Source organism: Vibrio sp. R11-SG3-ISO9, assembly GCF_059834255.1.
The window spans coordinates 34129-58575 of the sequence record NZ_JCBDGU010000050.1; the positions used below are offsets into that span (position 1 = coordinate 34129).

A 24447-nucleotide genomic window follows, 5' to 3' on the forward strand; every position below is an offset into this window, starting at 1 on the left:
TTTTTACATTGGAGTAGAAAATGAAACTGCCTATTTACTTTGACTATTCAGCTACTTGCCCAGTTGATTCTCGTGTTGCTGAAAAAATGGTTCAGTGTATGACGATGGACGGTAACTTCGGTAACCCAGCATCTCGTTCACACCGTTACGGCTGGCAAGCAGAAGAGTCAGTAGATAATGCTCGTGAGCAAATTGCCGATCTCCTGAATGCAGACCCACGTGAAATCGTATTCACGTCTGGTGCAACAGAATCTGACAACCTTGCTATTAAAGGTGCTGCGCACTTTTACGAGAAGAAAGGTAAGCACGTAATCACGTGCAAAACAGAACACAAAGCGGTTCTTGATCCATGTCGCCAACTTGAGCGTGAAGGCTACGAGGTAACTTACCTAGAGCCAGAATCAAACGGCATCATCGATCTAGACAAGCTACAAGCTGCAATGCGTGAAGATACAGTGCTTGTTTCTATCATGCACGTAAACAACGAAATCGGCGTTATCCAAGATATCAATGCAATCGGCGAACTATGTCGTTCACGCAAGATCATCTTCCACGTTGATGCAGCTCAGTCTGCGGGTAAAATTCCACTAGACGTACAAGAGACTAAAGTTGACCTAATCTCACTTTCAGCTCACAAAATGTACGGCCCTAAAGGTATCGGTGCACTTTACGTTCGTCGTAAGCCTCGTATTCGTCTTGAAGCTCAAATGCACGGTGGTGGTCATGAGCGTGGTTTCCGCTCTGGTACACTAGCGACCCATCAAATCGTTGGTATGGGTGAAGCGTGTGCTATCGCTAAACAAGATATGCAGAAAGACTACGACCACGCACTAGCGTTACGTGAGCGTCTACTGAAAGGTGTTCAAGACCTTGAAGCAGTAACGGTAAACGGTGATCTAGACCAGCGTGTTCCGCACAACCTAAACGTGAGCTTTGCTTTCGTTGAAGGCGAGTCTCTGCTTATGTCTCTAAAAGACCTAGCAGTATCATCTGGCTCTGCATGTACATCTGCTAGCCTTGAGCCATCGTACGTTCTACGTGCTCTTGGTCTGAACGATGAACTGGCACACAGCTCAGTACGTTTTTCATTCGGCCGTTTCACAACGGAAGAAGAAGTTGACTACGCAATCGCACAGATTCGTGTGGCAGTAAACAAATTACGCGACATGTCTCCTCTATGGGATATGTATAAAGAAGGGATTGATCTGGACACTGTTGAGTGGGCACATCACTAATCTCACGGATATAGAGGATACGAGGTAACTATCATGGCATATAGCGAAAAAGTAATTGATCACTACGAAAACCCACGTAACGTAGGTTCGTTTGATAAAGAAGATCCAAGTGTAGGTAGCGGCATGGTTGGCGCACCAGCATGTGGTGACGTAATGAAACTGCAAATCAAGGTAACACCAGAAGGTATTATCGAAGATGCAAAATTCAAGACATACGGTTGCGGTAGTGCAATCGCGTCTAGCTCACTAGTTACAGAGTGGGTTAAAGGCAAGAGCATCGATGAAGCAGCAGCAATCAAAAACTCTGAAATTGCAGAAGAGCTAGAACTTCCACCAGTGAAAGTTCACTGTTCGATTCTTGCTGAAGATGCAATTAAAGCAGCCGTTGCGGATTACAAAAAGAAACGTTAATCGTATCCCGTAGCGAATCGTTGCAAAAAAATAGTAATATTAGGGAGTGCGTTTTGCACTCCCACTGAGTTCTCAAATTATTAAAACAAGGTTGTAGTATGGCCATCACCATGACAGAGACGGCGGCAAGCCGAGTTCAAGCATTCCTAGATAACCGAGGTAAAGGTATCGGGTTACGTTTGGGCGTAAAAACCACTGGCTGTTCAGGTATGGCATATGTACTTGAGTTCGTTGACGAACTTAATGAAGAAGACCAAGTATTTGAGCACTCAGGTGTTAAGGTCATCATTGATCCTAAGAGCTTGGTTTACCTAGACGGCACTGAGCTTGATTATGTAAAAGAAGGCCTAAACGAAGGTTTTGAATTCAACAACCCAAATGCGAAAGGCGAGTGTGGTTGTGGTGAGAGCTTTAATGTATAAGTGCTTCAATGGCTAAGCATCTATTGTAAGCGCATCGATTGTAAGCAACGTACAATTAGGCTCTGCATCAGGGCCTAAAATTAGGACCACCTTTACATGAATCATTTCGAATTATTTGGGCTACCACTTCAGTTTCAACTGGATGGTAGCCTTCTTGCTTCTCAGTTTAGAGATCTGCAGCGTCAATTTCACCCAGACAACTTTGCTACTGCCTCCGAGCGTGATCGCTTGCTAGCGGTGCAAAAAGCTTCTCAAATCAATGACGCTTATCAGGTACTTAAGAACCCAATTAGTCGCGCAGAGCATCTATTAGTGCAGAATGGCGTTGATATTCGTGGTGAACAGCAAACCATGCAAGATCCAATGTTCCTTATGGAGCAGATGGAACTGCGTGAAGAGTTAGAGCATATCGCAGCAAGCCCAGATGGTGCTGACGAGCTGTTCGACTTCGATACTAAAGTCGGCAAAATGTACAAACAACACCTTGCGCAGATCGAGCAACAGCTGGATCAAGCCGCATGGGAAGAAGCCGCCGACAGTGTTCGTAAACTGAAATTCATCGCAAAACTCAAGAAAGAAATAGAACAAGTCGAAGATCACCTGCTCGACTAGCGACTAGATAAAAGGAATCCTCATGGCATTACTTCAAATTGCAGAACCAGGACAAAGCTCAGCACCGCATGAGCATAAGCTGGCTGTGGGTATCGACCTAGGTACCACCAACTCTCTTGTTGCCTCGGTTCGCAGTGGTGAAGCGACGACTTTAGCGGATGCTCAAGGCCGCTCAATTTTGCCTTCTGTGGTTCACTATCAAGCTGATTCTCACACTACTGGCCAAGAGGCTCGTGATTGTGCACAGACTGATCCACAGAACACCATCATTTCAGTGAAACGTCTTATTGGTCGTTCATTGGCTGATATTCAGCAGCGTTACCCATCACTGCCTTATCAATTTGAAGAGAGCGATAATGGCTTACCAGTTATTCGTACTAAACAAGGCACTAAGAACCCAATTCAAGTATCGGCTGATATCTTGCGTACTCTGGGTCAACGTGCCGAGTCTACGCTAGGCGGTGAGCTTGCAGGTGCGGTCATTACTGTTCCAGCATACTTCGACGATGCGCAGCGTGCTGGTACAAAAGATGCGGCGCAACTGGCTGGTCTTCATGTTCTTCGCCTTTTGAATGAGCCGACGGCTGCTGCGATTGCTTATGGTCTAGATTCAGGTCAAGAAGGCGTGATTGCGGTATACGATTTGGGTGGTGGTACGTTTGATATCTCTATCCTGCGTCTATCAAAAGGCGTATTTGAAGTATTGGCAACAGGTGGTGACTCTGCGCTAGGTGGTGACGATTTTGACCATTTAGTTGCTGAGCACTTCCAACAGCAAGCCGGTTTGACTGAGCTGACTGCTGAACAAAGCCGTGTTCTGCTAGATGCTGCGACGGACGCTAAAATCCGCCTTTCTGTAGAAGAGCAAGTTGACGTCGAAGTTCTTGGCTGGAATGGAACCCTGACTCGTGATGAGTTTAACGACATCATCAAGCCACTGGTTAAGAAAACTCTGATGTCTTGTCGTCGTGCATTGAAAGATGCTGATGTAGACGCCGATGAAGTGCTTGAAGTTGTTATGGTAGGTGGTTCAACTCGTACTTTGTTTGTTCGTGAAATGGTCGGTGACTTCTTTGGTCGCACACCGCTGACGAGCATTAACCCTGATGAAGTGGTTGCGATTGGTGCTTCAATTCAAGCGGATATCCTAGCGGGCAACAAGCCAGATGCGGAAATGCTGCTATTGGACGTAATCCCACTTTCACTGGGTATCGAAACCATGGGTGGTCTAGTAGAAAAGATCATTCCTCGTAACACCACGATCCCTGTCGCTCGTGCGCAAGAGTTTACTACCTTTAAAGATGGTCAAACGGCAATGACGGTTCATACTGTTCAAGGTGAGCGTGAGATGGTTGATGACTGTCGTTCATTAGCTCGTTTTGCTCTTAAAGGTATTCCGCCTATGGCTGCGGGTGCAGCGCATATTCGCGTAACTTACCAAGTGGATGCAGACGGTCTTTTGTCTGTGACAGCAATGGAAAAGAGCACGGGCGTTCAAGCGGAAATCCAAGTTAAGCCATCATACGGTCTAAGCGATGATGAAGTGGCTAACATGCTCAAAGACTCAATGACATACGCAAAAGAAGACATGCAAGCTCGTGCACTAGCTGAGCAGCGTGTAGAAGCGGATCGTGTGATTGAAGGTCTAATTGCAGCAATGCAGGCTGATGGCGACGAGCTGCTTAACGAACAAGAGAAACAACAGCTACTACAAGCGATTGAGTCTTTGATCGAAAAGCGTAACGGTGATGACGTTGATGCCATTGAGCTAGAGATTAAGAATACAGACAAAGCGAGCCAAGACTTTGCTTCTCGTCGTATGGATAAATCAATTCGTGCTGCACTGTCAGGTCAGTCAGTCGATAATATTTAATAGTTAGAGAATAGATAAACATGCCAAAGATTATTGTTTTACCTCACGAAGATCTATGTCCAGAAGGCGCAGTGCTAGAAGCAGAAACTGGCGAGACGGTACTTGATGTTGCACTAAAGGCAGGCATTGGTATTGAGCATGCATGTGAAAAGTCGTGTGCATGTACAACGTGTCACGTTGTGATTCGTGAAGGTTTCGATTCACTAGAAGAGAGCGACGATCTTGAAGATGACATGCTAGATAAAGCATGGGGTCTAGAGATGGAATCTCGTCTAGGTTGTCAGGCAAAAGTTGCGGACGAAGATCTCGTTGTTGAGATTCCAAAATACACGCTAAACCTAGCTTCTGAAGATCACTAAAACTCAAGCCAAATGGCGAAGATTTTAGTAAAACTGGCATAGAATAATAGTGTATTAGAGGCGCATGAGTGCCTTTAACTAATAAGGAAATGATATGAGCTTAAAGTGGATTGACTCGCGAGATATCGCGATTGAACTATGCGACTTATACCCTAATACGGATCCAAAAACAGTACGTTTTACCGATCTACACCAATGGATATTAGATCTTGAAGACTTCGATGATGAACCAAATCACTCGAATGAGAAGATCCTTGAGGCCATCATTCTATGCTGGATGGATGAGATGGACTAACGTCCCACGCTCATTTTTTAACTTGGTGATAGAGATAAGCTCTCTGAAAACACAGCCAAGTTAACAATTCTTACTAAAAAAAGCGGACCTTATGGTCCGTTTTTTTATCAAAATGACATTTTACTCCTACATAATGCTAACATCAGTTCGCTAATAAAAAATAATCTGAATCACTAAGGTAACGTGGTTCAAAGACAAGGAGAAATCATGTCTACACAGATGTCAGTATTTTTAAGTCAAGAGCCTGCCCAGCCTCAGTGGGGAGACAAGGCTATCCTTTCGTTTTCAGAAGCAGGTGCGACAATCCACCTAGCAGGAGGCCACGATCTAGGTGCAGTTCAACGTGCTGGTCGTAAACTTGACGGACAAGGTATTTCGTTCATTTCACTGAAAGGCGAAGGTTGGGATCTGGAGAGCGTTTGGGCTTTCCACCAAGGTTATCGCGGTCCTAAAAAGCAAACTACGTTAGAGTGGGGTGCGCTACCAGAAGCGGACCAAGCTGAGCTAGAAGCTCGTATTCGCGCGACAGACTGGACTCGTGACATCATCAACAAAACGGCAGAAGAAGTTGCACCGCGTCAGCTGGCAACGATGGCTGCTGAATACATCAAATCTATCGCGCCAGAAGGCACTGTAAAAGCGAAGATCGTTAAAGACAAAGACTTACTTACTGAAGGTTGGGAAGGCATCTACGCTGTCGGTCGCGGTTCTGAGCGCACGTCAGCAATGCTACAACTAGACTTCAACCCAACGGGTGATGAAAACGCGCCAGTATTTGCGTGTCTAGTAGGTAAGGGTATTACTTTCGATTCAGGCGGCTACAGCATCAAACCAGGTCAATTCATGACTGCGATGAAAGCAGACATGGGCGGCGCAGCAACAATTACGGGTGGCCTAGGCCTGGCAATTGAGCGTGGCTTGAATAAGCGTATCAAGCTTATCCTATGTTGTGCAGAGAACATGATCTCGGGTCGTGCTCTTAAGCTTGGCGATATCATCACCTACAAAAATGGTACGACCGTAGAAATCATGAACACTGACGCGGAAGGTCGTTTGGTACTGGCTGATGGTCTGATGTACGCAAGTGAGCAAAATCCAGAGCTTATCATCGACTGTGCAACATTGACTGGGGCGGCGAAGAATGCTCTAGGTAACGATTACCACGCACTAATGAGCTTTGATGATGAGCTTTCTCACCAAGCGCTAACAGCTGCAAATCAAGAGAAAGAAGGTCTATGGCCACTTCCATTGGCTGACTTCCACCGCGGCATGCTGCCATCAAACTTTGCTGATCTATCTAACATCAGCACTGGCGATTACACTCCAGGCGCAAGTACTGCAGCGGCATTCTTGTCTTACTTTGTTGATGACTACAAGAAAGGCTGGCTACACATGGACTGCGCGGGTACATACCGTAAATCACCAAGTGATAAATGGGCAGCAGGCGCGACAGGCATGGGTGTTCGCACTCTGGCTCGTCTGCTTATCGAGCAAGCAAAATAATTATAAAATCAGGCAGCTATCGGCTGCCTGATTGTTACCTAAACTCAATCAATGAGGGCAGGTGTCGTTTTAAATAACAACAAAAATGAAGTGAAGGAACCCCTATGGCTCTAGAAAGAACGTTCTCAATTGTTAAGCCAGATGCTGTTAAACGTAACTTGATCGGCGAAATCTACCACCGCATTGAAAAAGCGGGCCTACAAATCGTTGCAGCTAAAATGGTGCACTTAACAGAAGAGCAAGCGAGCGGTTTTTACGCGGAACACGAAGGCAAAGAATTCTTCCCAGCTCTTAAAGAGTTTATGACGTCTGGTCCTATTATGGTTCAGGTACTAGAAGGCGAAGATGCAATTTGTCGTTACCGCGAACTAATGGGTAAAACAAACCCAGAAGAAGCGGCGTGCGGTACTATCCGTGCAGACTACGCAATCAGCATGCGTTACAACTCAGTACACGGCAGCGACAGCCCAGAGTCGGCAGCGCGCGAGATTGAGTTCTTCTTCCCTGAATCTGAAATTTGCCCACGTCCTGCTGAGTAAGCAACGGGCTAACGATTCTCAAGGCTTCACTTCGGTGAGGCCTTTTTTGTAAGTGGGTTTTACGTAGGTAGTTGGAGATTTCAGACATCTCGTTCCTCGATTCTGGAATGACAACGAAAAGAGCGGCTAGTCGTAACGTCATTCCCGATAGTGACGAAGGAGCGTGGCGGGAATCTCTGTTTTCTGTTGGAGATTCCAGATATCTCGTTCCTCGATTCTGGAATGACGAGAAGGAGAGCGGTTAGTTCTAACGTCATTCCCGATAGCGACGAAGGAGCTTAGTTGGAAATCTCTGTTTGTTGTTGGAGATTCCAGACATCTCGTTCCTCGATTCTGGAATGACGGCGAGAAGAGCGGTTAGTCGTTACGTCATTCCCGATAGTGACGAAGGAACGTAGTCGGGAATCTCTGTTTGCTGTTGGAGATTCCAGATATCTCGTCCCTCGATTCTCGAATGACGAGAAGGAAATGGGTTAGCTTTACCGTCATTCCCGATAGCGACAAAGGAGCGTAGTCGGGAATCTTGCTCTTATTTCTAGAATTGTAAGTAATCAAGGAGGGTTGTGTAAATTTTAATCACTTAACTTTGAATGTCTTAGTAAACACAGGGTTTTACAACCCTTGTTGAAGATGCGTAAAGGCTGTACAATTCGCGCCCTTAATTATTGTTCCGTCATTGAGAGGCACCATGACCACAGCTAAAGTCAATCTACTCGATTTTGATCGTAAAGGTCTTCGTAAATTTTTCACAGAAGAATTGAATGAGAAAGCTTTTCGAGCAGATCAAGTAATGAAGTGGATGTACCACTTCGGTGTCGATGACTTCGAAAACATGAACAACATCAACAAAAAGTTGCGTGAGAAACTTCAACGTCGCTGTGAGATTGTTGCACCTGTTGTTTCTGAAGCTCAACACTCTTCTGACGGTACAATCAAATGGGCAATGCGTGTTGGCGACCAAGACGTTGAAACGGTATACATCCCGGATGGTGACCGTGCGACGCTGTGTGTATCATCACAAGTGGGTTGTGCCCTTGAATGTAAGTTCTGTTCGACTGCACAACAAGGCTTCAACCGTAACCTAAAAGTATCTGAGATTGTTGGCCAAATCTGGCGTGCATCTCGTGAGATCGGTCTTGAGAAAGAGACAGGTCGCCGCCCAATTACGAACGTAGTAATGATGGGTATGGGTGAACCTCTACTTAACATGAAGAACCTAATGCCATCATTAGAAATCATGTTAGATGATCTTGGTTTTGCTCTGTCTAAGCGTCGTGTAACGGTATCGACTTCTGGTGTGGTATCAGGTCTTGACCAAATGACGGGTAACATTGATGTTGCACTAGCAATCTCACTACATGCGCCAAATGACAAGCTACGTAGCGAAATCATGCCAATCAATGATCGTTGGGATATTGAAGACTTCCTAGCATCGGTTCGTCGTTACATCGCATCGTCAAACGCAAACCGCGGTAAAGTTACTGTTGAGTACGTGCTGCTTGATCATGTGAATGACGATATGGATCACGCACGTGAACTTGCTGAGCTAATGAAAGATACGCCATGTAAGATTAACCTGATTCCATTCAACCCATACCCAGGTTCACCTTACAAGAAGCCTAGTAACTCTCGCATTGACCGTTTCCAGAAAACACTGATGGAATACGACTACACAGTGACAGTACGTAAGACCCGTGGTGACGATATCGATGCTGCATGTGGTCAATTGGTGGGAGATGTTATCGACCGTACCAAACGTACTAAGCAAAAAGCCGCTGCGGAAACTATTCCAGTAAAAGCGCTTTAATCCGCTCTCCGTTTTAATAACAAGCCAGAAGTTTACTTCTGGCTTGTTTGTTTTTGACCGTTTATCACTGTTTTCCTGTTTATTACGCCACGCTTTTTTACATTTTTCGTTAAATTTTGTACAAAACCATGAGCTAACGGTAAATTTTGTCGAAAGTGTTTTTGCCTTGTCATGGCATTAGCTTATGATTAAATCAGCTTAAACTCAGTTTAAGTGCTTACTTGCTACTCGAACCATCAATATGTCTATTTACTAGGTTGGCATTGAACAGATAGCTGCCTGAGAAAACCCTTTTGCATAGCAGTGAGTGGTTTTCGATTTCAAAAGGTTTTTGGTGCGAGTCGCAGGACTAATTCCACAAAGAGTGGGTTGTAAGATTGAGCGTAAACGACAATAAAAAATGGCTCTCGACAACCGACGATAATATTTAGAAGTTCAACTTTATGAACACAGAACAAGATACACAAACTCCACAAGCGGCAGCTCCTGTACTGGAAGCTGGTACGATCCTTAAAAATCGACGTGAGTCGTTAGGTTTAACCCAACAGCAAGTCTCTTCTCGCTTAAAGCTGCGCGTTAGCTTGATTCAGCAGATTGAAGACAACCAATTTGATTCAGACCAAGTCGCCACCTTTATGCGTGGTTACGTGCGTTCGTATGCCAAATACGTCAATTTAGATGAAAAAGTGGTTCTAGAGGCTTTAGATCACGCTGGTGATGTCCAGCATCAAGAACAAGAGATGATGAGCTTCTCGCGCAAAACCAAAACGGAGAAGCACAACAGTCGTATTATGCTGCTAACTTGGAGCATCTTCGCGGTTATTGCTGGTATCTCTTCACTTTGGTGGTGGCAAAACCAGCAACAAGACACGCTTTCTCAATCATTTGTAGCTGAAGAAACTGCAGAAGAAGTTGTGGTCGATGATCTCAGTGACGACCAACTCACTACTTCTCTCGATCTGATTGAAGCTGAAACACCAGTAGTTGAAGCGCCTCAAGTAGTAGACAGCGAAGTAATGGCAGAAGCCAGTGTTGCAACAGAAACGATTGCAGCTGACGTTGCTCCCGAGGTCGAAGTAACTGCGGAACCTGTAGTGGCTGCTGTAGAGACAGAAGCTGCTGAACCAGAAGTCGTAACACCTGAGCCTGTATCTAATGAGTTGGTAATGCAATTTAGCTCTGATTGCTGGATTCAAGTGAAAGACGCGACTGGCAGAACGTTGTCGACGGGCATTAAAAAAGCAGGTCAATCACTCAATTTATCAGGTGAAACTCCGTATAAAGTGGTTATTGGCGCTCCAGAAGCCGTCTCAATGACATTTGCGAGTGAACCTGTCGACCTTTCTGGGTATACTTCAGGCAAAGTAGCTAGAATAACCTTACCTTAGAGTTAATATGCAACACGAATCTCCTATTATTCGTCGCAAGTCGACCCGTATTTATGTGGGCGACGTGCCGATCGGTGATGGTGCACCAATTGCTGTGCAATCCATGACTAATACTCGAACAACAGACGTTGCGGCGACTGTTGCTCAAATTAAATCGCTAGAAAATGTTGGCGCTGACATTGTACGTGTCTCTGTTCCAACGATGGATGCAGCAGAAGCGTTCAAGCAGATCAAACAGCAAGTATCTGTACCTTTGGTCGCAGACATCCATTTCGACTACCGTATCGCTCTGAAAGTAGCAGAGTACGGCGTTGACTGTTTACGTATCAACCCAGGTAATATCGGTAATGAGAGCCGTATTCGCTCTGTGGTTGACTGCGCACGCGATAAAAATATCCCGATTCGTATTGGTGTTAACGGTGGTTCTCTAGAAAAAGACATTCAAGAGAAATACACAGAGCCAACAGCAGAAGCGCTCGTTGAATCTGCAATGCGCCATGTGGACATTCTTGATCGTCTTAACTTTGATCAGTTTAAGGTCAGTGTTAAAGCATCAGACGTATTCCTAGCGGTAGGTTCATACCGTCTATTAGCACAGAAGATCGATCAGCCTCTACACTTAGGTATCACTGAAGCTGGTGGTGCTCGTGCGGGTGCGGTGAAGTCATCTGTTGGCTTAGGTATGCTTCTATCAGAAGGTATCGGTGATACGCTGCGTATCTCTCTAGCTGCAGATCCTGTTGAAGAGATCAAAGTGGGCTTTGATATTCTTAAGTCTTTGCGTATTCGCTCGCGCGGTATCAACTTTATCGCTTGTCCAAGCTGCTCTCGCCAAGAATTTGATGTTATTAATACGGTTAATGCATTAGAAGAGCGCTTAGAAGACGTGATTACACCAATGGATGTATCGATCATCGGTTGTGTGGTGAACGGCCCTGGTGAAGCAGAAGTATCGCATTTAGGCCTTGCGGGCAGTGCTCGTAAGAGTGCGTTCTACGAAGACGGTAAGCGTCAAAAAGAGCGTTTCGACAACAACGATCTTGTCGATCAGCTAGAAGCGAAGATCAGAGCAAAAGCGTCTGTGATGGATAAATCCAATCGCATTGACCTAAAGAACCTAGAAGATTAATACAACACGATGAGGTGAGGCGATTAGGCACACCTTGTTGTGAAGAATGACGGAAAAAATTGTGGCTAAAAATATCCAAGCAATCCGAGGCATGAACGACTGCCTTCCAACTCAATCACCACTTTGGCAGAAAGTAGAAAACGCAGTAAAAAGCGTAGTAAGCGCATACGGCTACAACGAAGTACGCATGCCTATCGTTGAAGAGACGAACCTATTTAGCCGTGCTGTTGGTGAAGAAACTGACGTAGTTTCAAAAGAGATGTACACCTTTGAAGATCGCAACGGTGACAGCCTAACTCTACGTCCTGAAGGCACAGCGGGTTGTGTTCGTTCATGTATCCAAAACAGCCTTATCAACCGTGATGAACAGCGTCTGTGGTACATGGGTCCAATGTTCCGTCACGAGCGTCCTCAAAAAGGCCGTTACCGTCAGTTCCACCAATGTGGTGTGGAAGTGTTTGGTCTAGATGGTCCAGACGTTGACGCAGAACTTATCATGATGACCGCACGTCTATGGCGTGAGCTAGGCATCGACAAGCACGTACGTTTAGAACTGAACTCAATCGGTTCTACTGAAGACCGTGCAAACTACCGTACAGCGCTTGTTGCTTTCTTAGAGCAACACATCGACGTTCTGGATGAAGATTGTAAGCGTCGTATGCACACAAACCCACTGCGTGTTCTAGATACTAAGAACCCAGACGTACAAGCGATTCTTGGTGATGCACCTCGCCTTTCTGAATATTTAGGTGAAGAGTCACAGCAACATTTTGCAGGTTTATGTGAACTTCTTGATGCTGTAGGTATCGAATACCAAGTTAACGAGCGTCTAGTACGTGGTCTTGACTACTACAACCGCACAGTATTTGAGTGGATCACTGACAGCCTAGGTGCACAAGGCACTGTATGTGGCGGTGGTCGTTACGACGGTCTAGTTGAGCAACTAGGCGGTAAAGCAACTAATGCCGTTGGTTTTGCAATGGGTCTAGAGCGTCTTGTTCTAATGATGGAGACTCTAGAGCTAACAGAAGTACGTCGCAGCGTTGACGTATACATGGTTGCAGCAGGTGAAGGCACCATGATTGCGGGCATGCAATTGGCGAACGAACTGCGCGACAACATCGAAGGCGTTCGTGTAATGAACCACTTCGGTGGTGGTAGCTTCAAGAAACAATTTAAGCGTGCTGATAAAGTGGGTGCTGTAGTTGCACTGGTACTAGGTGAAAACGAAGTAGCAGACAACACAGTGGTATTGAAAGATCTGGTTGGTGGTGAACAAGAAGTTGTTGCCCAAGCAGACGTTGCTGCAAAAGTGGCGGCATTAATCTAAGTCTCCCGCTGAGCAACTAAATGCTCAATATGAATATTCAACGCCAGCTGTTTGCTGGCGTTTAAAAGAATCAAAGAGGACAGGAAGTGGAACTTTACGATAGCGAAGAGCAACAAGTTGAAGCCATTAAAGACTGGTGGAAAGAGAACGGCAAGGCTGTAATCTTTGGTGCTGTGATTGGTTTAGGTGGTCTATTTGGCTGGCGCTATTACCAAGACTCAGTTACCCAGGCTCGTGAAGCAGCTTCTGAAAGCTACACCACAGCTATTTCTGCACTGGATGCAAAAGGTCTAGATGCACAAGCGGATATCCAAGCTTTCATCGATAGCAACAAAGACGCTGAGTACTCTGTACTTGCGGCGATGCAATTGGCAAAAGTACAAGTAGAAGCGGGTGATCTAGCAGCAGCGCTTGAGCAGCTTGAGTGGGCACAGTCGGCGACAAAAGATGCAGCACTAGCTCCTCTGCTAGGCTACCGTGTAGCTCGCGTAAAAGCTGAGCAAGGTGAGTTTGACGCAGCTCTTAGCGAACTAGCGGCGATCACTGATGAATCTTGGAAGGGTCGTGTTGCTGAACTGCGTGGTGATATCTCACTGCGTAAAGGTGACAGCGATGCTGCATATGCGGCTTACACTGAAGCACAACAAGCTGTTGATGCTAGCCAAACGCTTCAAATCAAACTTGACGACTTAGCTAAATAAGGCGCTTTGAATGAAGAAGATGTTTCCCAAAGCGACACTGTGTGCAATAGCTCTAGGGCTACTTGCTGGCTGTGCGGGTGAAGAAGACACCGTTATCATGGCACCAGTGCCAACTGTAACGAGTGAATTTACGCCTTCTCAAGAGTGGTCTAACTCAGTGGGTGATGGCGTTGGTCATTACTTCTCAAAGCTCACGCCTGAATACGCATACGACAAAGTATTTGTTGCTAGCCGCGATGGCATGATCAAAGCGCTTGACCCAGAAACGGGTAAAGAGATCTGGAGAAACGATCTAGAGAAAGACGTGATTGCGCGTATCTCTGGTGGTTTGACAGCGGGCTACGGCAAGGTTTTCCTAGGTTCTGAAAATGGCGAGATGATCGCTGTTGATGAAGAAACCGGTGAAGAGCTATGGCGTGTTTCTGTTAACGGTGAAGTATTAGCGGCACCTGCAACAGAAAACAACATGGTTTTGGTTCACACCAGCCGTGGCATGATGGTGGCGCTTGACCAAGCAACAGGTGAGGAAAAGTGGACCATCAGTACTGAGGTCCCTAGCTTAACCCTGCGTGGTGACAGTGCACCTGTGACAGTATCTGGCGGTGTGTTCTGGGGAACGGCAAATGGTCGATTGGCTGCTGCTATCGTTGACCGTGGTCAACTTATTTGGCAACAACCAGTAGGCACACCAAAAGGCGCGACTGAAATCGACCGTCTTGTTGATGTTGACTCTTCTCCAGTTGTCCTGGGTGGCACGCTTTATACTGTCGGCATTAATGGCCAACTGATTGCGATTGACCTACGTTCAGGCAAACCAGTGTGGAAGCGCAACTACTCTTCTGCTATTGATTTGGCAAGTGATGGCAGCCGTCTGTTTGTTGTTACAGATAACGATCACTTAGCTGCGGTTGATGCGCGCAGTGGTACAGAGATCTGGAGCACATCTCTGCTTGAAAACCGCTTACTGACAGCACCTGCTATTATTAACGGATATGTTGTGGTAGGTGATACAGAAGGTTACCTACACTGGCTAGACCGCGCAACAGGCGACTTTGTTGCCCAGCAGCTGGTGGATGACAGTGGCTTTGCTGTGGCACCAATTGAGCTAGCTGGCGGTTACCTTGTCGTTACTCGCAACGGCGATGTAAAGAAACTGACGATTAGCCAATAAAAGCGTGATATAATTCACAGTCGGCTCCTGGTTGGTAACAGCCAGGGGCCGTTTTGTTGTTGTAAAATTAATAAAGCGTGTGGTTATAGGTAAGAGTTTAAACTTGCGAACAAGTGTTTACCTATAACTACATTAAGAAAAGAAATTGTAGAGGTTGTTATGGTACCTGTTGTTGCTCTAGTAGGGCGTCCGAACGTAGGTAAGTCTACGTTGTTTAACCGATTGACTCGAACTCGCGATGCATTGGTTGCGGATTTTCCTGGCTTAACGCGTGACCGTAAATATGGCCAAGCTCAGCTTGGTGAACATGAATTTATTGTTATCGACACCGGCGGTATCGACGGTACTGAAGAAGGTGTTGAAACAAAAATGGCAGAACAGTCATTAGCGGCGATCGATGAAGCTGATGTTGTACTGTTCATGGTAGATGGCCGTGCTGGTCTGACACCATCTGATATTGCTATCGCGAAGCACCTTCGTCAGCTAGAAAAGCCTTCAATGCTAGTAGTAAACAAGGTTGATGGTATAGACCCTGATGCAGCAAGTGCGGACTTCTGGCAACTTGGCGTTGAAGACATGTACCAGATTGCTGCGGCTCACGGTCGTGGTGTAACAGCGCTTATCGATCTAGCACTAAACCCATTCGCAGAAGCGCTAAAAGCGGAAGCGGGTGAAGTGAGCGATCTGACTGAATTTGAAGATGAAGAAGCTGAGCAAGTTGATTTCACTGAAGAAGAAGCGGAAGCCGAATTCCAGCGTCTTCAAGATCAACCAATTAAGCTAGCGATCATTGGTCGTCCAAACGTAGGTAAATCAACGCTAACTAACCGCATCCTAGGTGAAGAGCGTGTGGTTGTTTACGATATGCCGGGTACAACACGTGACTCTATCTATATCCCTATGAGCCGTGATGAGCGTGAATACGTTCTTATCGATACTGCGGGTGTACGTCGTCGTAAGAACATCAACGAAACGGTTGAGAAGTTCTCGGTTGTTAAAACGCTGAAGGCAGTTGAAGACGCTAACGTTGTTCTACTTGTAATTGATGCTCGCGAAAACATCTCTGATCAAGACTTGAGCCTGCTAGGCTTCGCTTTGAATGCTGGTCGTTCAATTGTGATCGCAGTAAACAAGTGGGATGGTCTAGATAACGACGTGAAAGAGCGCGTTAAGAAAGAGCTAGACCGTCGTCTTGGTTTCGTTGACTTTGCACGTATCCACTTCATCTCTGCACTACACGGTACAGGTGTTGGTCACTTGTTTGAGTCTGTTCAAGAAGCTTACAAGTCAGCGACGACACGTGTAGGTACATCGGTACTAACACGTATCATGAAGATGGCAACCGATGATCACCAACCGCCAATGGTTCGTGGCCGTCGTGTGAAGCTTAAGTACGCACACGCGGGTGGTTACAACCCACCGATCGTGGTTATCCACGGTAACCAAGTTCGTGAGCTACCAGATTCGTACAAGCGTTACTTGATGAACTACTACCGTCGTTCTCTAGAGATCATGGGTACACCGATTCGTATTCAGTTCCAGAACAGTGAGAACCCGTTTGAAGGTAAGACTAACAAGCTAACTGTCTCTCAAGAGCGTAAACGTAAGCGCATGATGAGCATGATGAAAGGCCGTAAGTAACCTTTATAACTGATTTGATACCCGAGCCGAGCTCGGGTATTTTTTTAAGCAAAATTCATTAGAACTAAAGAACATGACCACACCGATTCAAATTAATCCAACCATCACTCAGTTTTGTCACCAAACTTGGAGCCTAACCGCCACCACGCAATACTTAGAGCAGCAAGCAGAGAAAACGTTCCTCGTTGTAGATAAAACCCCATTTCACCCAGTTAGCCATATTTGGCCTGACCACCCTGCAGACCGTGGCTATATTGTCGCGAATCAACAGCAGATAGAGGTAGAAGACTGTCTGGTTGGAGCGATAGAACAATCGACTGGAAAACTCTTCGTTGCAGAAGATATTCCTGTTAAGCGAGATACAGAGGGGTGGGTGTTTGTTGTGGTGCATCAACTACCGGCTTCTTCAGAAGCTATTGAAGTTGGTGAGCCTGTCGAGCTTCACGTCGATCAAGACTATCAAGACAGCCTTAGCCGTGGACACAGTGCAGGACATGTCGCATATCTTGCATTAAATCAGGTGCTTGCAGAGCAATACTGGCGTAAAGATGCAGACAGAAAAGACCCCTTAGGCCACTATGATTTCAATAGCTATGCCCAAGTTACCAGCTTTGTAACCCCAGATTTATGTACCGACAAGTACCGCTTAGGCAAAACTCTCAAGAAACGCGGTCTCAATGTTGCGAATATGCTCGAAAATCTTTCTGAAATTGAAATCTCAGTCAATCAAACGATCGCTGATTGGTTAGAGAAAAAAAGTCCAGTTGCAATGAAACTGGATGGTGAGTGTTTGACAGATTCTCGTTACTGGCAATGGCAGAAAAATGAAAGTACTTTAATTTCAATCCCTTGTGGTGGTACTCATATCAATAGTACAGCTGAGCTTGGCAACTTGGCCGTGAAATTAACTAAGCTTGATGACCAACACATTGAAATGCAGACGCATGTAAATCGAGGATAATTAGTCACAGATCGAATCTGGATATTCTGTAAAGGTGACATATTCAAATAGGTATTGGTTTTATATGCTGTTTAAAATCCAAATGCAGCACATGTAACTTATGCTTTCGGTGTGTGGTGATATAAATATTCTTTTTGGGGTAGATCGCTGATCAAAATAGATAAAGCGAAAGATCAACCTATGATCTTCAGTTGTGTGTCGTGGTTACTTAGTGTGTTATTATTGAGTAAAAAGTAAACTTGCATAAGAACGGGTTGCTATCAATACACTTAATAAAGCTTTTGTGAATGGAAAAAGATTTTTTATTGGAAGCACATCGCTCCGTAAACAGCCTGTTGCGCAGACTCGCACTCGGTTTGGATCGCAAAGAGTTGAATGAGAAGATCATTCAGCTCACCGAACATCTTTTCGGCGAGCGTATGGCTTCGATTTTAATGCTCAATCCCGACACACAGACCTTGCATCTTGAACATGCCCCAAACTTGCCTCAATTTTATAATGAGAAAATTGAGGGTGTTTCAATTGGTGAAGGTATCGGTTCGTGTGGGGAAGCGGCGGCGCTTAAGAAAGCTGTTATCGTTTCGGATATTAACCAACACCCCAATTGGGCGGCTTTCTTACCTTTGACTCAGCAAGCGAATCTACATGCTTGTTGGTCGGTTCCTATCCTCTCATCCAATGACCATGTCCTTGGCACTTTCGCTATCTACAGCCAACGTCCTTCTGAGCCCCATGAGTTCGAAGTTGAAATACTAGAGCTACTGGCATCACTCTACTCTGTTGCATTAGAGAAATATGAACTTGAGGATCAACTGCAATATTATGCGACTCGTGATTCGTTAACTCGATGCCTTAATCGTCGAGCATTACTTTTTGAAGCTCAGAAAGTTCTGGAAAAGCGCTGCTTTGGTGAAAAGATCATGGGGTGTATGTTTGTTGATGTTGATAAGTTCAAGTCGATCAACGATACCTATGGGCACCGTTTCGGTGATGAAATTCTAGAGAGAGTGGCTAAGGTTCTGGACGACGCGACCACAGCGTGCGCCAAAGTAGGGCGTTATGGTGGAGATGAGTTTGTAGTGTTCTCTTGTTTTAATTCGGAAGAGAGTTTCTCCCAAACTTATCGAGTGCTCAACAGTACGCTGCAAGAGGCGTTGTACATCAATGGAACTCAGTTTTCGGTTAGTGTTGGAATGGCGTTTGAGAAAAATCCCAATGGTTTGAGTGGTTTGATCGCGCAAGCAGACAAGAACATGTATCAAATCAAGCAATCGAAAGTGCACTAAGCGTAGAGTTAGCCTTAGTTGATGATTTAGGAATGCGATATGAGCGAAAATATCTGCCCCCAGTGCCAGTCTGAATTAGGTTGGGACGGGCAATATCACTGCGAAACCTGTGCAATGCACTTCACTAAGATTGGTTACTGTCCAGACTGTCAGAGCCAACTTGAGAAGCTTCAGGCATGCGGTGCGGCTAGTTACTTCTGTAACGATAAGTGTAATGAGCTTAAATCCAAATCGAGAGTGACTTTTGAGTTTAAGCCAGTGACTTAGTTTTGGTGTAACCACCTCATTCTATTTGTCTTGCCCTAAAATACATTTCTATTTTAAGCCCAGCTTTCAACGAGCTGGGCTTTTTTATTTTCGTCATGTTTCATATTGGTTCATTTCTAAGACAACTGCACCACCATGAATCAGCGCACATAGTGCAACTTGCACCATAGTTGTCCTTAATTAATTTAAGTTGTTAAAAATCAATTGTTTATTTTATTTTTAACTTTGTAGATAGCTTGGCACCCTTCTTGTAGTTCTGTAATTGGATAATAAAAAACAATTATGGAGTAACAACTATGAACAAGGTGTTCAAATTATCGTTAGCTGCACTATGTACTTCACTCTCTTTCTCTTCAGTAAGCGTTCTTGCTGCGGAAGATACGATCAAGGTGGGGGTTCTTCACTCCTTGTCGGGCACTATGGCGATCAGTGAAACCACACTAAAAGATACGGTTCTGATGCTAATAGATGAACAGAATAAGAAAGGTGGTCTGTTGGGTAAAAAGCTTGAACCCGTTGTCGTTGACCCAGCATCAAATTGGCCACTGTTTGCTGAAAAAGCCCGTGAGTTGATTGAAAAAGAGCAAGTCGATGTGGTGTTCGGTGGTTGGACATCGGTTTCTCGTAAATCCATGTTGCCAGTGTTTGAAGAGCTCAACAGTATTCTCTTCTATCCAGTTCAATATGAAGGTGAAGAGTCTTCGAAAAACGTTTTCTATACGGGTGCTGCGCCAAACCAACAGGCAATTCCAGCTGTGGATTACTTGATGGAAGAACTCGAAGTTGAGCGTTGGGTACTTGCGGGTACCGATTACGTTTATCCGCGCACAACCAACAAGATCCTTGAAGCCTACCTAAAAGAGAAAGGTGTCGCACAAGAAGACATCATGATCAACTACACGCCATTTGGTCACTCTGATTGGCAGTCTATTGTCTCTGACATTAAGAAGTTTGGCGATGCAGGTAAAAAGACAGCTGTAGTCTCAACGGTTAATGGCGATGCGAACGTTCCATTTTATAAAGAGCTGGGCGCACAAGGCATCTCATCTGAAGACATTCCTGTGATTGCCTTCTCGGTGGGCGAAGAAGAGCTATCGGGGATGGATACTGAACCATTGGTTGGTCACCTTGCGGCTTGGAACTACTTTATGAGTGTTGACACTGAAGCCAACGAAGAGTTTGTTGAGACATGGCAAGCCTTCATCAAGAATGAAAAACGCGTGACTAACGATCCAATGGAAGCGCACTACGTCGGCTTCAACATGTGGGCTCAAGCTGTGACAAACGCGGGCACCACGGATGCAGAAGCGGTACAAGATGCATTGATTGGTGTTTCTGTTCCTAACCTTTCAGGTGGCTACTCAACCATGCTACCTAACCACCACATCACTAAACCCGTATTGATTGGTGAGATCCAAGATGACGGTCAATTTGAAGTTGTTTGGGAAACCACAGGCCTTGTGGCGGGTGACGCATGGTCAAGTTACTTGCCGGAATCAGCCAAGCTGTACTCTAGCTGGTCTAAGCCGTTCTCGTGTGGTGCTTTCAACGTAGAAACGAAGAAGTGTTCAGGTAGCAACTAAGCAAACCTGAATACGTGCGCCCTTGGCATTTCAGTCAACTTCGCCGAGGGCGCCTTCGTTAGTGCGTCCAAATCAGGATGAGTTTCCAAGCAACAATCAGTTTCCAAGGAACTATAAGTCTCCAAACAACAGTCAGTTTCCAAACAACGATTAGTTTCCAAGGAACTATAACAATAGGCTGCGTAAACGTGGCTTGAATAAAAACGTGCTTGGTGGGTTAAGGAACAATAAATGAAAAACGTATTAAACGTGTTTAAAGCACTGCTGCTTCTGGTCGTCAGTGCACAGTTTGCGTGGGCCGATGTGTCCGACAACGCAAGCTTTACCAAGGCGCTAGTTGGTAAAAAAACGTCAGAGAAAGAGTCGGCGATTGAATGGCTCATTGCTTCGCAACCGGAAGGCGTTGCAAAACCACTCTTGACCAGTTGGCTTAATGGCACGCTCTACTATGTGAGTGACAGAAAGAGCGATTACTACAAACAGCTGTATTTGATTGAAGGGATCAAAACAGCCACTCAGGCGCAATCTGCATGGAGTAATGAGACTCTGGCGGTTGAGTCGACTAAGCAGTTTAAAAAGGTTCGCGTAAACAACAAACTGCGTGGAATCTTACGTATTGAAATCGCCTCAATGGGTCTTAATAGCAAAGATTCAGAAATCCGCTATCAATCGGTCAACAACCTGCTTGGTACCAAAGATCGCGCCATCATAGAGCGTATTGAGCTAATGCAGCCTAGCGAAGAGAATGATCGTGTCGCTGATTTAATGGCATTGCTATTGGCGGTACATACTTCTCAAGACAACCAAACCAATGCAGCGTCGCGTATCGAAGCTATCGAAACACTCGGTGATTTCAAGCAATCCGTGGTGCTTAAAACGCTTAATTCACTGCTTAGTAAAGAGAGTGAACCAGCGATCATTGATGCGGCTGAGCGCGCGCTCGATCAATATCAGCAGAGCCAAGCTTTCTACTCAGGCGTTGAAACGGTCTTCTTCGGTTTGAGTCTAGGATCTGTATTGGTCTTAGCTGGCATTGGCTTGGCGATTACGTTTGGTGTCATGGGCGTGATTAATATGGCTCACGGCGAGCTGATCATGATAGGTGCTTACACTACCTATGTTCTGCAACTGCTGATGCCAAACCATATTGGTACTGCGCTGCTATTGTCGATTCCTGTTGCTTTCATCGTTTCTGGGTTAGTTGGCATTCTTATCGAACGTTCTGTTATTCGTCATCTTTACGGTCGCCCACTCGAAACGCTACTTGCGACATTTGGTATCAGCTTGATCCTACAACAAGCGGTTCGCAGTATCTTCTCGCCGCTTAACCGCTCTGTTAGTACGCCAGAATGGATGGCAGGTGCACTTGAGCTCAATCCAATGTTGTCACTGACCTATAACCGACTCTATATCATTTTGTTCTGTGCTTTGGTGTTTATGGGACTGCTTATGGTTCTCAAAAAAACGCCACTTGGCTTGCAGGTACGTGCTGTATCTCAGAACCGCGCGATGGCTCGAGCGATGGGGATTCGATCTGAACGTGTAGACGCAATGACCTTCGGCTTAGGCTCAGGTGTCGCAGGTGTTGCCGGTGTGGCTCTCTCTCAATTGACCAATGTTGGCCCGAACATGGGGCAAGCCTACATCATCGACTCATTCATGGTAGTCGTGTTTGGTGGTGTCGGTAACCTATGGGGCACCTTGGTGGCAGGTTTAAGTTTAGGTCTGTTTAACAAGATTTTAGAGCCTTGGGCTGGCGCGGTTCTCGCCAAGATCTTAGTACTGGTTTTCATCATTCTATTTATTCAAAAACGACCACGCGGGCTATTCCCACAGCGTGGACGTGCGGCTGAAGGTTAAGGAGAACATTATGCAGTCGAAATCTTTTGTTCTCTCAGCCTTGAGAGGAGATAAGGGCGGTCAGTTGACCATACTCGTGCTTCTTGCTGCGGTGATATTGGTACCTATGGCCAATACGCTGCTGCCAAGTGGACACCCACTTCATGTTGAGACCTTTACCATCTCTTTGATGGGTAAGTATTTGAGCTATGCAATGCTAGCTTTAGCGCTGGATCTAGTCTGGGGCTACTTGGGCATTCTCAGCCTTGGGCACGGTGCGTTCTTTGCTCTTGGTGGTTATGCGATGGGCATGTATCTGATGCGTCAGATTGGCGATCGTGGGGTGTATGGCGATCCGGTTCTCCCTGACTTTATGGTGTTCCTTGATTGGTCGGCACTGCCTTGGTTCTGGAATGGCTTTGACCAATTCTGGTTTGCCTGCTTGATGGTTCTATTAGTGCCGGGCGCATTAGCTTATTTGTTCGGATATCTCGCATTTCGCTCGCGCGTGTCTGGCGTTTATCTCTCTATCATGACGCAGGCGCTGACCTACGCGCTGATGCTAGCGTTTTTCCGTAATGAGATGGGCTTTGGCGGTAACAATGGCCTGACAGACTTCAAAGACATCATCGGATATAGCCTGCAGAGCGACGCAACCAAAATCGGTCTTTTTGTCTGCACGGGCTTAGCGTTGATTGTCAGCTATATCGTTTGTCGTATGGTGGTAACAAGCCGCTTAGGTCGTGTTGCGCTGGCTATTCGTGATACTGAGTCTCGTACTCGTTTCATGGGCTATGACGTTGATGGCATCAAGTTGTGGGTATTTGTGCTATCGGCGGTGATTGCGGGTATTGCAGGGGCATTGTACGTACCACAAGTTGGCATCATCAACCCAGGTGAATTTGCGCCGCTTAACTCGATTGAAGTGGTGGTGTGGGTTGCTTTGGGCGGTCGTGCCACGCTGTTTGGTGCGATTGTTGGTGCGCTCATTATCAACTATGCCAAGAGCTGGTTTACGGTCGAATTCCCAGAGGTGTGGCTATTCGCGTTAGGCGGTCTGTTTGTCCTATCGACCATGTACCTACCACAAGGTGTGATTGGTTTTATCAGCGCTAAGTGGCAGCAGCTGCGCAAGAAAACCAGCGCGTCAAAACCTGGCTCTTCTAATAATGATTCATCGAATAACACGCCCTCCAACCATAGTTCAGACAATACGGGTGGATCATCAATCAAACCACAGGAGGTGACAGCATGAGTACATTGAACTCTCTGAAGGACTCGGTGAGTGCACTGACACGTCGCGATCAAGTCTTCGATTATCTCAAGCCAGATGTGCACCCTGCGATTGATATTCGCCATAACATTTTACTGTATGTGGAGGGGGTGAATAAAAGCTTCGATGGTTTCAAGGCGATCAATGACCTGAACCTGTATATCAAGGAAGGGGAACTGCGCTGCATCATTGGTCCAAATGGAGCGGGTAAAACCACCATGATGGATATCATCACTGGTAAAACTAAACCCGATACAGGAGAGGTGTGGCTCGGCTCTAACATCAATCTTTTAAAGATGAATGAAGCTGAAATTGCCAACGCGGGCATTGGGCGCAAGTTCCAAAAGCCAACTGTGATTGAGTGCCTTTCTGTGTGGCAAAACTTAGAGCTAGCAATGTCTGGTGTGCGCTCAGTGTGGGGAACCTTCACTGCGGTAATGAACGGTGAGCAGAAAGATAAGTTGCTCTCTGTACTTGAATTGATTCACTTGCATGAAGAAGCGACCAACCTTGCGGGGAACTTGTCTCATGGTCAGAAGCAGTGGTTGGAAATCGGCATGCTGCTGATGCAAAACCCTAAGTTGTTGCTGGTGGATGAGCCAGTGGCAGGCATGACTCATCAGGAGATGGACAGAACCTCAGAGCTACTTAACTCTCTCGCAGGTAAGCATTCAGTGGTGGTGGTTGAGCACGACATGGATTTTGTTCGCTCGATTGCCAGCCACGTGACGGTACTTCACCAAGGTCATGTATTGGCGGAAGGCACCATGGATCAAGTGCAAGCTCATCCACAAGTGAAACAGGTTTATCTGGGAGAATAAG

General features: G+C 45.9%; 23 protein-coding genes. All 23 read left to right on the forward strand.

Annotated elements, in window-relative coordinates:
• Positions 1–20 precede the first annotated feature (20 nt).
• The 23 genes from AC6R05_RS18260 to urtD all read left to right on the forward strand — a co-directional run bounded on the left by AC6R05_RS18260 (position 21) and on the right by urtD (position 24446).
• The gene (locus AC6R05_RS18260; protein ID WP_032551302.1) at positions 21–1235 is read left to right on the forward strand and encodes an IscS subfamily cysteine desulfurase; all 1215 of its coding nucleotides are present in this window, start codon (positions 21–23) and stop codon (positions 1233–1235) included.
• 33 nt (positions 1236–1268) lie between these two features.
• The gene (gene iscU / locus AC6R05_RS18265) at positions 1269–1646 is read left to right on the forward strand and encodes a Fe-S cluster assembly scaffold IscU (protein ID WP_004740340.1); all 378 of its coding nucleotides are present in this window, start codon (positions 1269–1271) and stop codon (positions 1644–1646) included.
• 98 nt (positions 1647–1744) lie between these two features.
• Positions 1745–2068, forward strand: coding sequence for an iron-sulfur cluster assembly protein IscA (gene iscA, locus AC6R05_RS18270; RefSeq protein ID WP_032551305.1), 324 nt, complete (start codon positions 1745–1747; stop codon positions 2066–2068).
• A 96-nt stretch (positions 2069–2164) separates the two neighbouring features.
• On the forward strand, positions 2165–2680 hold the full coding sequence (gene hscB, locus AC6R05_RS18275; protein WP_032551306.1) for a co-chaperone HscB: 516 nt from the start codon (positions 2165–2167) through the stop codon (positions 2678–2680).
• 22 nt (positions 2681–2702) lie between these two features.
• Positions 2703–4553 carry a Fe-S protein assembly chaperone HscA gene (hscA, locus tag AC6R05_RS18280; RefSeq protein ID WP_500648235.1) on the forward strand — a complete coding sequence of 617 codons (1851 nt, stop codon included), beginning with the start codon at positions 2703–2705 and terminating at the stop codon, positions 4551–4553.
• Positions 4554–4573: 20 nt separating this feature from the next.
• Positions 4574–4912 (forward strand): ISC system 2Fe-2S type ferredoxin, encoded by a 339-nt coding sequence (gene fdx / locus AC6R05_RS18285; protein ID WP_032551309.1) that lies wholly within the window; start codon positions 4574–4576, stop codon positions 4910–4912.
• Positions 4913–5006: 94 nt separating this feature from the next.
• Positions 5007–5207 carry a Fe-S cluster assembly protein IscX gene (iscX, locus tag AC6R05_RS18290; protein ID WP_500648236.1) on the forward strand — a complete coding sequence of 67 codons (201 nt, stop codon included), beginning with the start codon at positions 5007–5009 and terminating at the stop codon, positions 5205–5207.
• A 207-nt stretch (positions 5208–5414) separates the two neighbouring features.
• On the forward strand, positions 5415–6710 hold the full coding sequence (pepB, locus tag AC6R05_RS18295) for an aminopeptidase PepB (RefSeq protein WP_500648237.1): 1296 nt from the start codon (positions 5415–5417) through the stop codon (positions 6708–6710).
• Positions 6711–6814: 104 nt separating this feature from the next.
• Positions 6815–7249 (forward strand): nucleoside-diphosphate kinase, encoded by a 435-nt coding sequence (ndk, locus tag AC6R05_RS18300; protein ID WP_032551313.1) that lies wholly within the window; start codon positions 6815–6817, stop codon positions 7247–7249.
• A 688-nt stretch (positions 7250–7937) separates the two neighbouring features.
• The gene (gene rlmN / locus AC6R05_RS18305; RefSeq protein WP_032551314.1) at positions 7938–9056 is read left to right on the forward strand and encodes a dual-specificity RNA methyltransferase RlmN; all 1119 of its coding nucleotides are present in this window, start codon (positions 7938–7940) and stop codon (positions 9054–9056) included.
• 443 nt (positions 9057–9499) lie between these two features.
• Positions 9500–10444, forward strand: a complete 945-nt coding sequence (gene rodZ / locus AC6R05_RS18310; RefSeq protein ID WP_500648238.1) for a cytoskeleton protein RodZ — start codon at positions 9500–9502, stop codon at positions 10442–10444.
• A gap of 7 nt (positions 10445–10451) precedes the next feature.
• The gene (gene ispG, locus AC6R05_RS18315; protein WP_032551317.1) at positions 10452–11573 is read left to right on the forward strand and encodes a flavodoxin-dependent (E)-4-hydroxy-3-methylbut-2-enyl-diphosphate synthase; all 1122 of its coding nucleotides are present in this window, start codon (positions 10452–10454) and stop codon (positions 11571–11573) included.
• A 61-nt stretch (positions 11574–11634) separates the two neighbouring features.
• Positions 11635–12903, forward strand: a complete 1269-nt coding sequence (gene hisS / locus AC6R05_RS18320; RefSeq protein ID WP_032551461.1) for a histidine--tRNA ligase — start codon at positions 11635–11637, stop codon at positions 12901–12903.
• Between the two features lie 86 nt (positions 12904–12989).
• The gene (locus AC6R05_RS18325) at positions 12990–13604 is read left to right on the forward strand and encodes a YfgM family protein (protein WP_032551318.1); all 615 of its coding nucleotides are present in this window, start codon (positions 12990–12992) and stop codon (positions 13602–13604) included.
• Positions 13605–13614: 10 nt separating this feature from the next.
• A complete protein-coding gene (gene bamB, locus AC6R05_RS18330) occupies positions 13615–14775 on the forward strand; it encodes an outer membrane protein assembly factor BamB (protein ID WP_150871109.1) in 1161 nt (386 codons plus the stop codon).
• 159 nt (positions 14776–14934) lie between these two features.
• The gene (gene der / locus AC6R05_RS18335) at positions 14935–16416 is read left to right on the forward strand and encodes a ribosome biogenesis GTPase Der (protein ID WP_032551321.1); all 1482 of its coding nucleotides are present in this window, start codon (positions 14935–14937) and stop codon (positions 16414–16416) included.
• A 73-nt stretch (positions 16417–16489) separates the two neighbouring features.
• Positions 16490–17377 (forward strand): alanyl-tRNA editing protein, encoded by an 888-nt coding sequence (locus AC6R05_RS18340; RefSeq protein ID WP_500648239.1) that lies wholly within the window; start codon positions 16490–16492, stop codon positions 17375–17377.
• Positions 17378–17664: 287 nt separating this feature from the next.
• Positions 17665–18663 carry a sensor domain-containing diguanylate cyclase gene (locus AC6R05_RS18345; protein WP_500648240.1) on the forward strand — a complete coding sequence of 333 codons (999 nt, stop codon included), beginning with the start codon at positions 17665–17667 and terminating at the stop codon, positions 18661–18663.
• 39 nt (positions 18664–18702) lie between these two features.
• On the forward strand, positions 18703–18930 hold the full coding sequence (locus AC6R05_RS18350) for a zinc ribbon domain-containing protein (RefSeq protein ID WP_500648241.1): 228 nt from the start codon (positions 18703–18705) through the stop codon (positions 18928–18930).
• A gap of 296 nt (positions 18931–19226) precedes the next feature.
• The gene (gene urtA, locus AC6R05_RS18355) at positions 19227–20513 is read left to right on the forward strand and encodes an urea ABC transporter substrate-binding protein (RefSeq protein WP_150871118.1); all 1287 of its coding nucleotides are present in this window, start codon (positions 19227–19229) and stop codon (positions 20511–20513) included.
• A gap of 231 nt (positions 20514–20744) precedes the next feature.
• Entirely contained in the window at positions 20745–22373 is a 1629-nt protein-coding gene (gene urtB / locus AC6R05_RS18360; protein ID WP_500648242.1) for an urea ABC transporter permease subunit UrtB, read from the forward strand.
• A 10-nt stretch (positions 22374–22383) separates the two neighbouring features.
• Positions 22384–23607, forward strand: a complete 1224-nt coding sequence (gene urtC, locus AC6R05_RS18365) for an urea ABC transporter permease subunit UrtC (RefSeq protein ID WP_500648243.1) — start codon at positions 22384–22386, stop codon at positions 23605–23607.
• A complete protein-coding gene (gene urtD, locus AC6R05_RS18370) occupies positions 23604–24446 on the forward strand; it encodes an urea ABC transporter ATP-binding protein UrtD (RefSeq protein ID WP_500648244.1) in 843 nt (280 codons plus the stop codon). The genes urtC and urtD overlap by 4 nt, the downstream gene beginning before the upstream one ends.
• The last annotated feature ends 1 nt before the right edge of the window (position 24447 follow it).

Coding starts and splice junctions, on each gene's coding strand:
- bamB (WP_150871109.1), top strand. CDS start 13,615: ATGAAGAAGATGTTTCCCAAAGCGACACTGTGTGCAATAGCTCTAGGG.
- iscA (WP_032551305.1), top strand. CDS start 1,745: ATGGCCATCACCATGACAGAGACGGCGGCAAGCCGAGTTCAAGCATTC.
- ndk (WP_032551313.1), top strand. CDS start 6,815: ATGGCTCTAGAAAGAACGTTCTCAATTGTTAAGCCAGATGCTGTTAAA.
- urtA (WP_150871118.1), top strand. CDS start 19,227: ATGAACAAGGTGTTCAAATTATCGTTAGCTGCACTATGTACTTCACTC.
- AC6R05_RS18350 (WP_500648241.1), top strand. CDS start 18,703: ATGAGCGAAAATATCTGCCCCCAGTGCCAGTCTGAATTAGGTTGGGAC.
- rodZ (WP_500648238.1), top strand. CDS start 9,500: ATGAACACAGAACAAGATACACAAACTCCACAAGCGGCAGCTCCTGTA.
- AC6R05_RS18340 (WP_500648239.1), top strand. CDS start 16,490: ATGACCACACCGATTCAAATTAATCCAACCATCACTCAGTTTTGTCAC.
- AC6R05_RS18260 (WP_032551302.1), top strand. CDS start 21: ATGAAACTGCCTATTTACTTTGACTATTCAGCTACTTGCCCAGTTGAT.
- iscU (WP_004740340.1), top strand. CDS start 1,269: ATGGCATATAGCGAAAAAGTAATTGATCACTACGAAAACCCACGTAAC.
- AC6R05_RS18345 (WP_500648240.1), top strand. CDS start 17,665: ATGGAAAAAGATTTTTTATTGGAAGCACATCGCTCCGTAAACAGCCTG.
- fdx (WP_032551309.1), top strand. CDS start 4,574: ATGCCAAAGATTATTGTTTTACCTCACGAAGATCTATGTCCAGAAGGC.
- pepB (WP_500648237.1), top strand. CDS start 5,415: ATGTCTACACAGATGTCAGTATTTTTAAGTCAAGAGCCTGCCCAGCCT.
- hscA (WP_500648235.1), top strand. CDS start 2,703: ATGGCATTACTTCAAATTGCAGAACCAGGACAAAGCTCAGCACCGCAT.
- ispG (WP_032551317.1), top strand. CDS start 10,452: ATGCAACACGAATCTCCTATTATTCGTCGCAAGTCGACCCGTATTTAT.
- der (WP_032551321.1), top strand. CDS start 14,935: ATGGTACCTGTTGTTGCTCTAGTAGGGCGTCCGAACGTAGGTAAGTCT.
- urtD (WP_500648244.1), top strand. CDS start 23,604: ATGAGTACATTGAACTCTCTGAAGGACTCGGTGAGTGCACTGACACGT.
- iscX (WP_500648236.1), top strand. CDS start 5,007: ATGAGCTTAAAGTGGATTGACTCGCGAGATATCGCGATTGAACTATGC.
- urtB (WP_500648242.1), top strand. CDS start 20,745: ATGAAAAACGTATTAAACGTGTTTAAAGCACTGCTGCTTCTGGTCGTC.
- urtC (WP_500648243.1), top strand. CDS start 22,384: ATGCAGTCGAAATCTTTTGTTCTCTCAGCCTTGAGAGGAGATAAGGGC.
- hscB (WP_032551306.1), top strand. CDS start 2,165: ATGAATCATTTCGAATTATTTGGGCTACCACTTCAGTTTCAACTGGAT.
- rlmN (WP_032551314.1), top strand. CDS start 7,938: ATGACCACAGCTAAAGTCAATCTACTCGATTTTGATCGTAAAGGTCTT.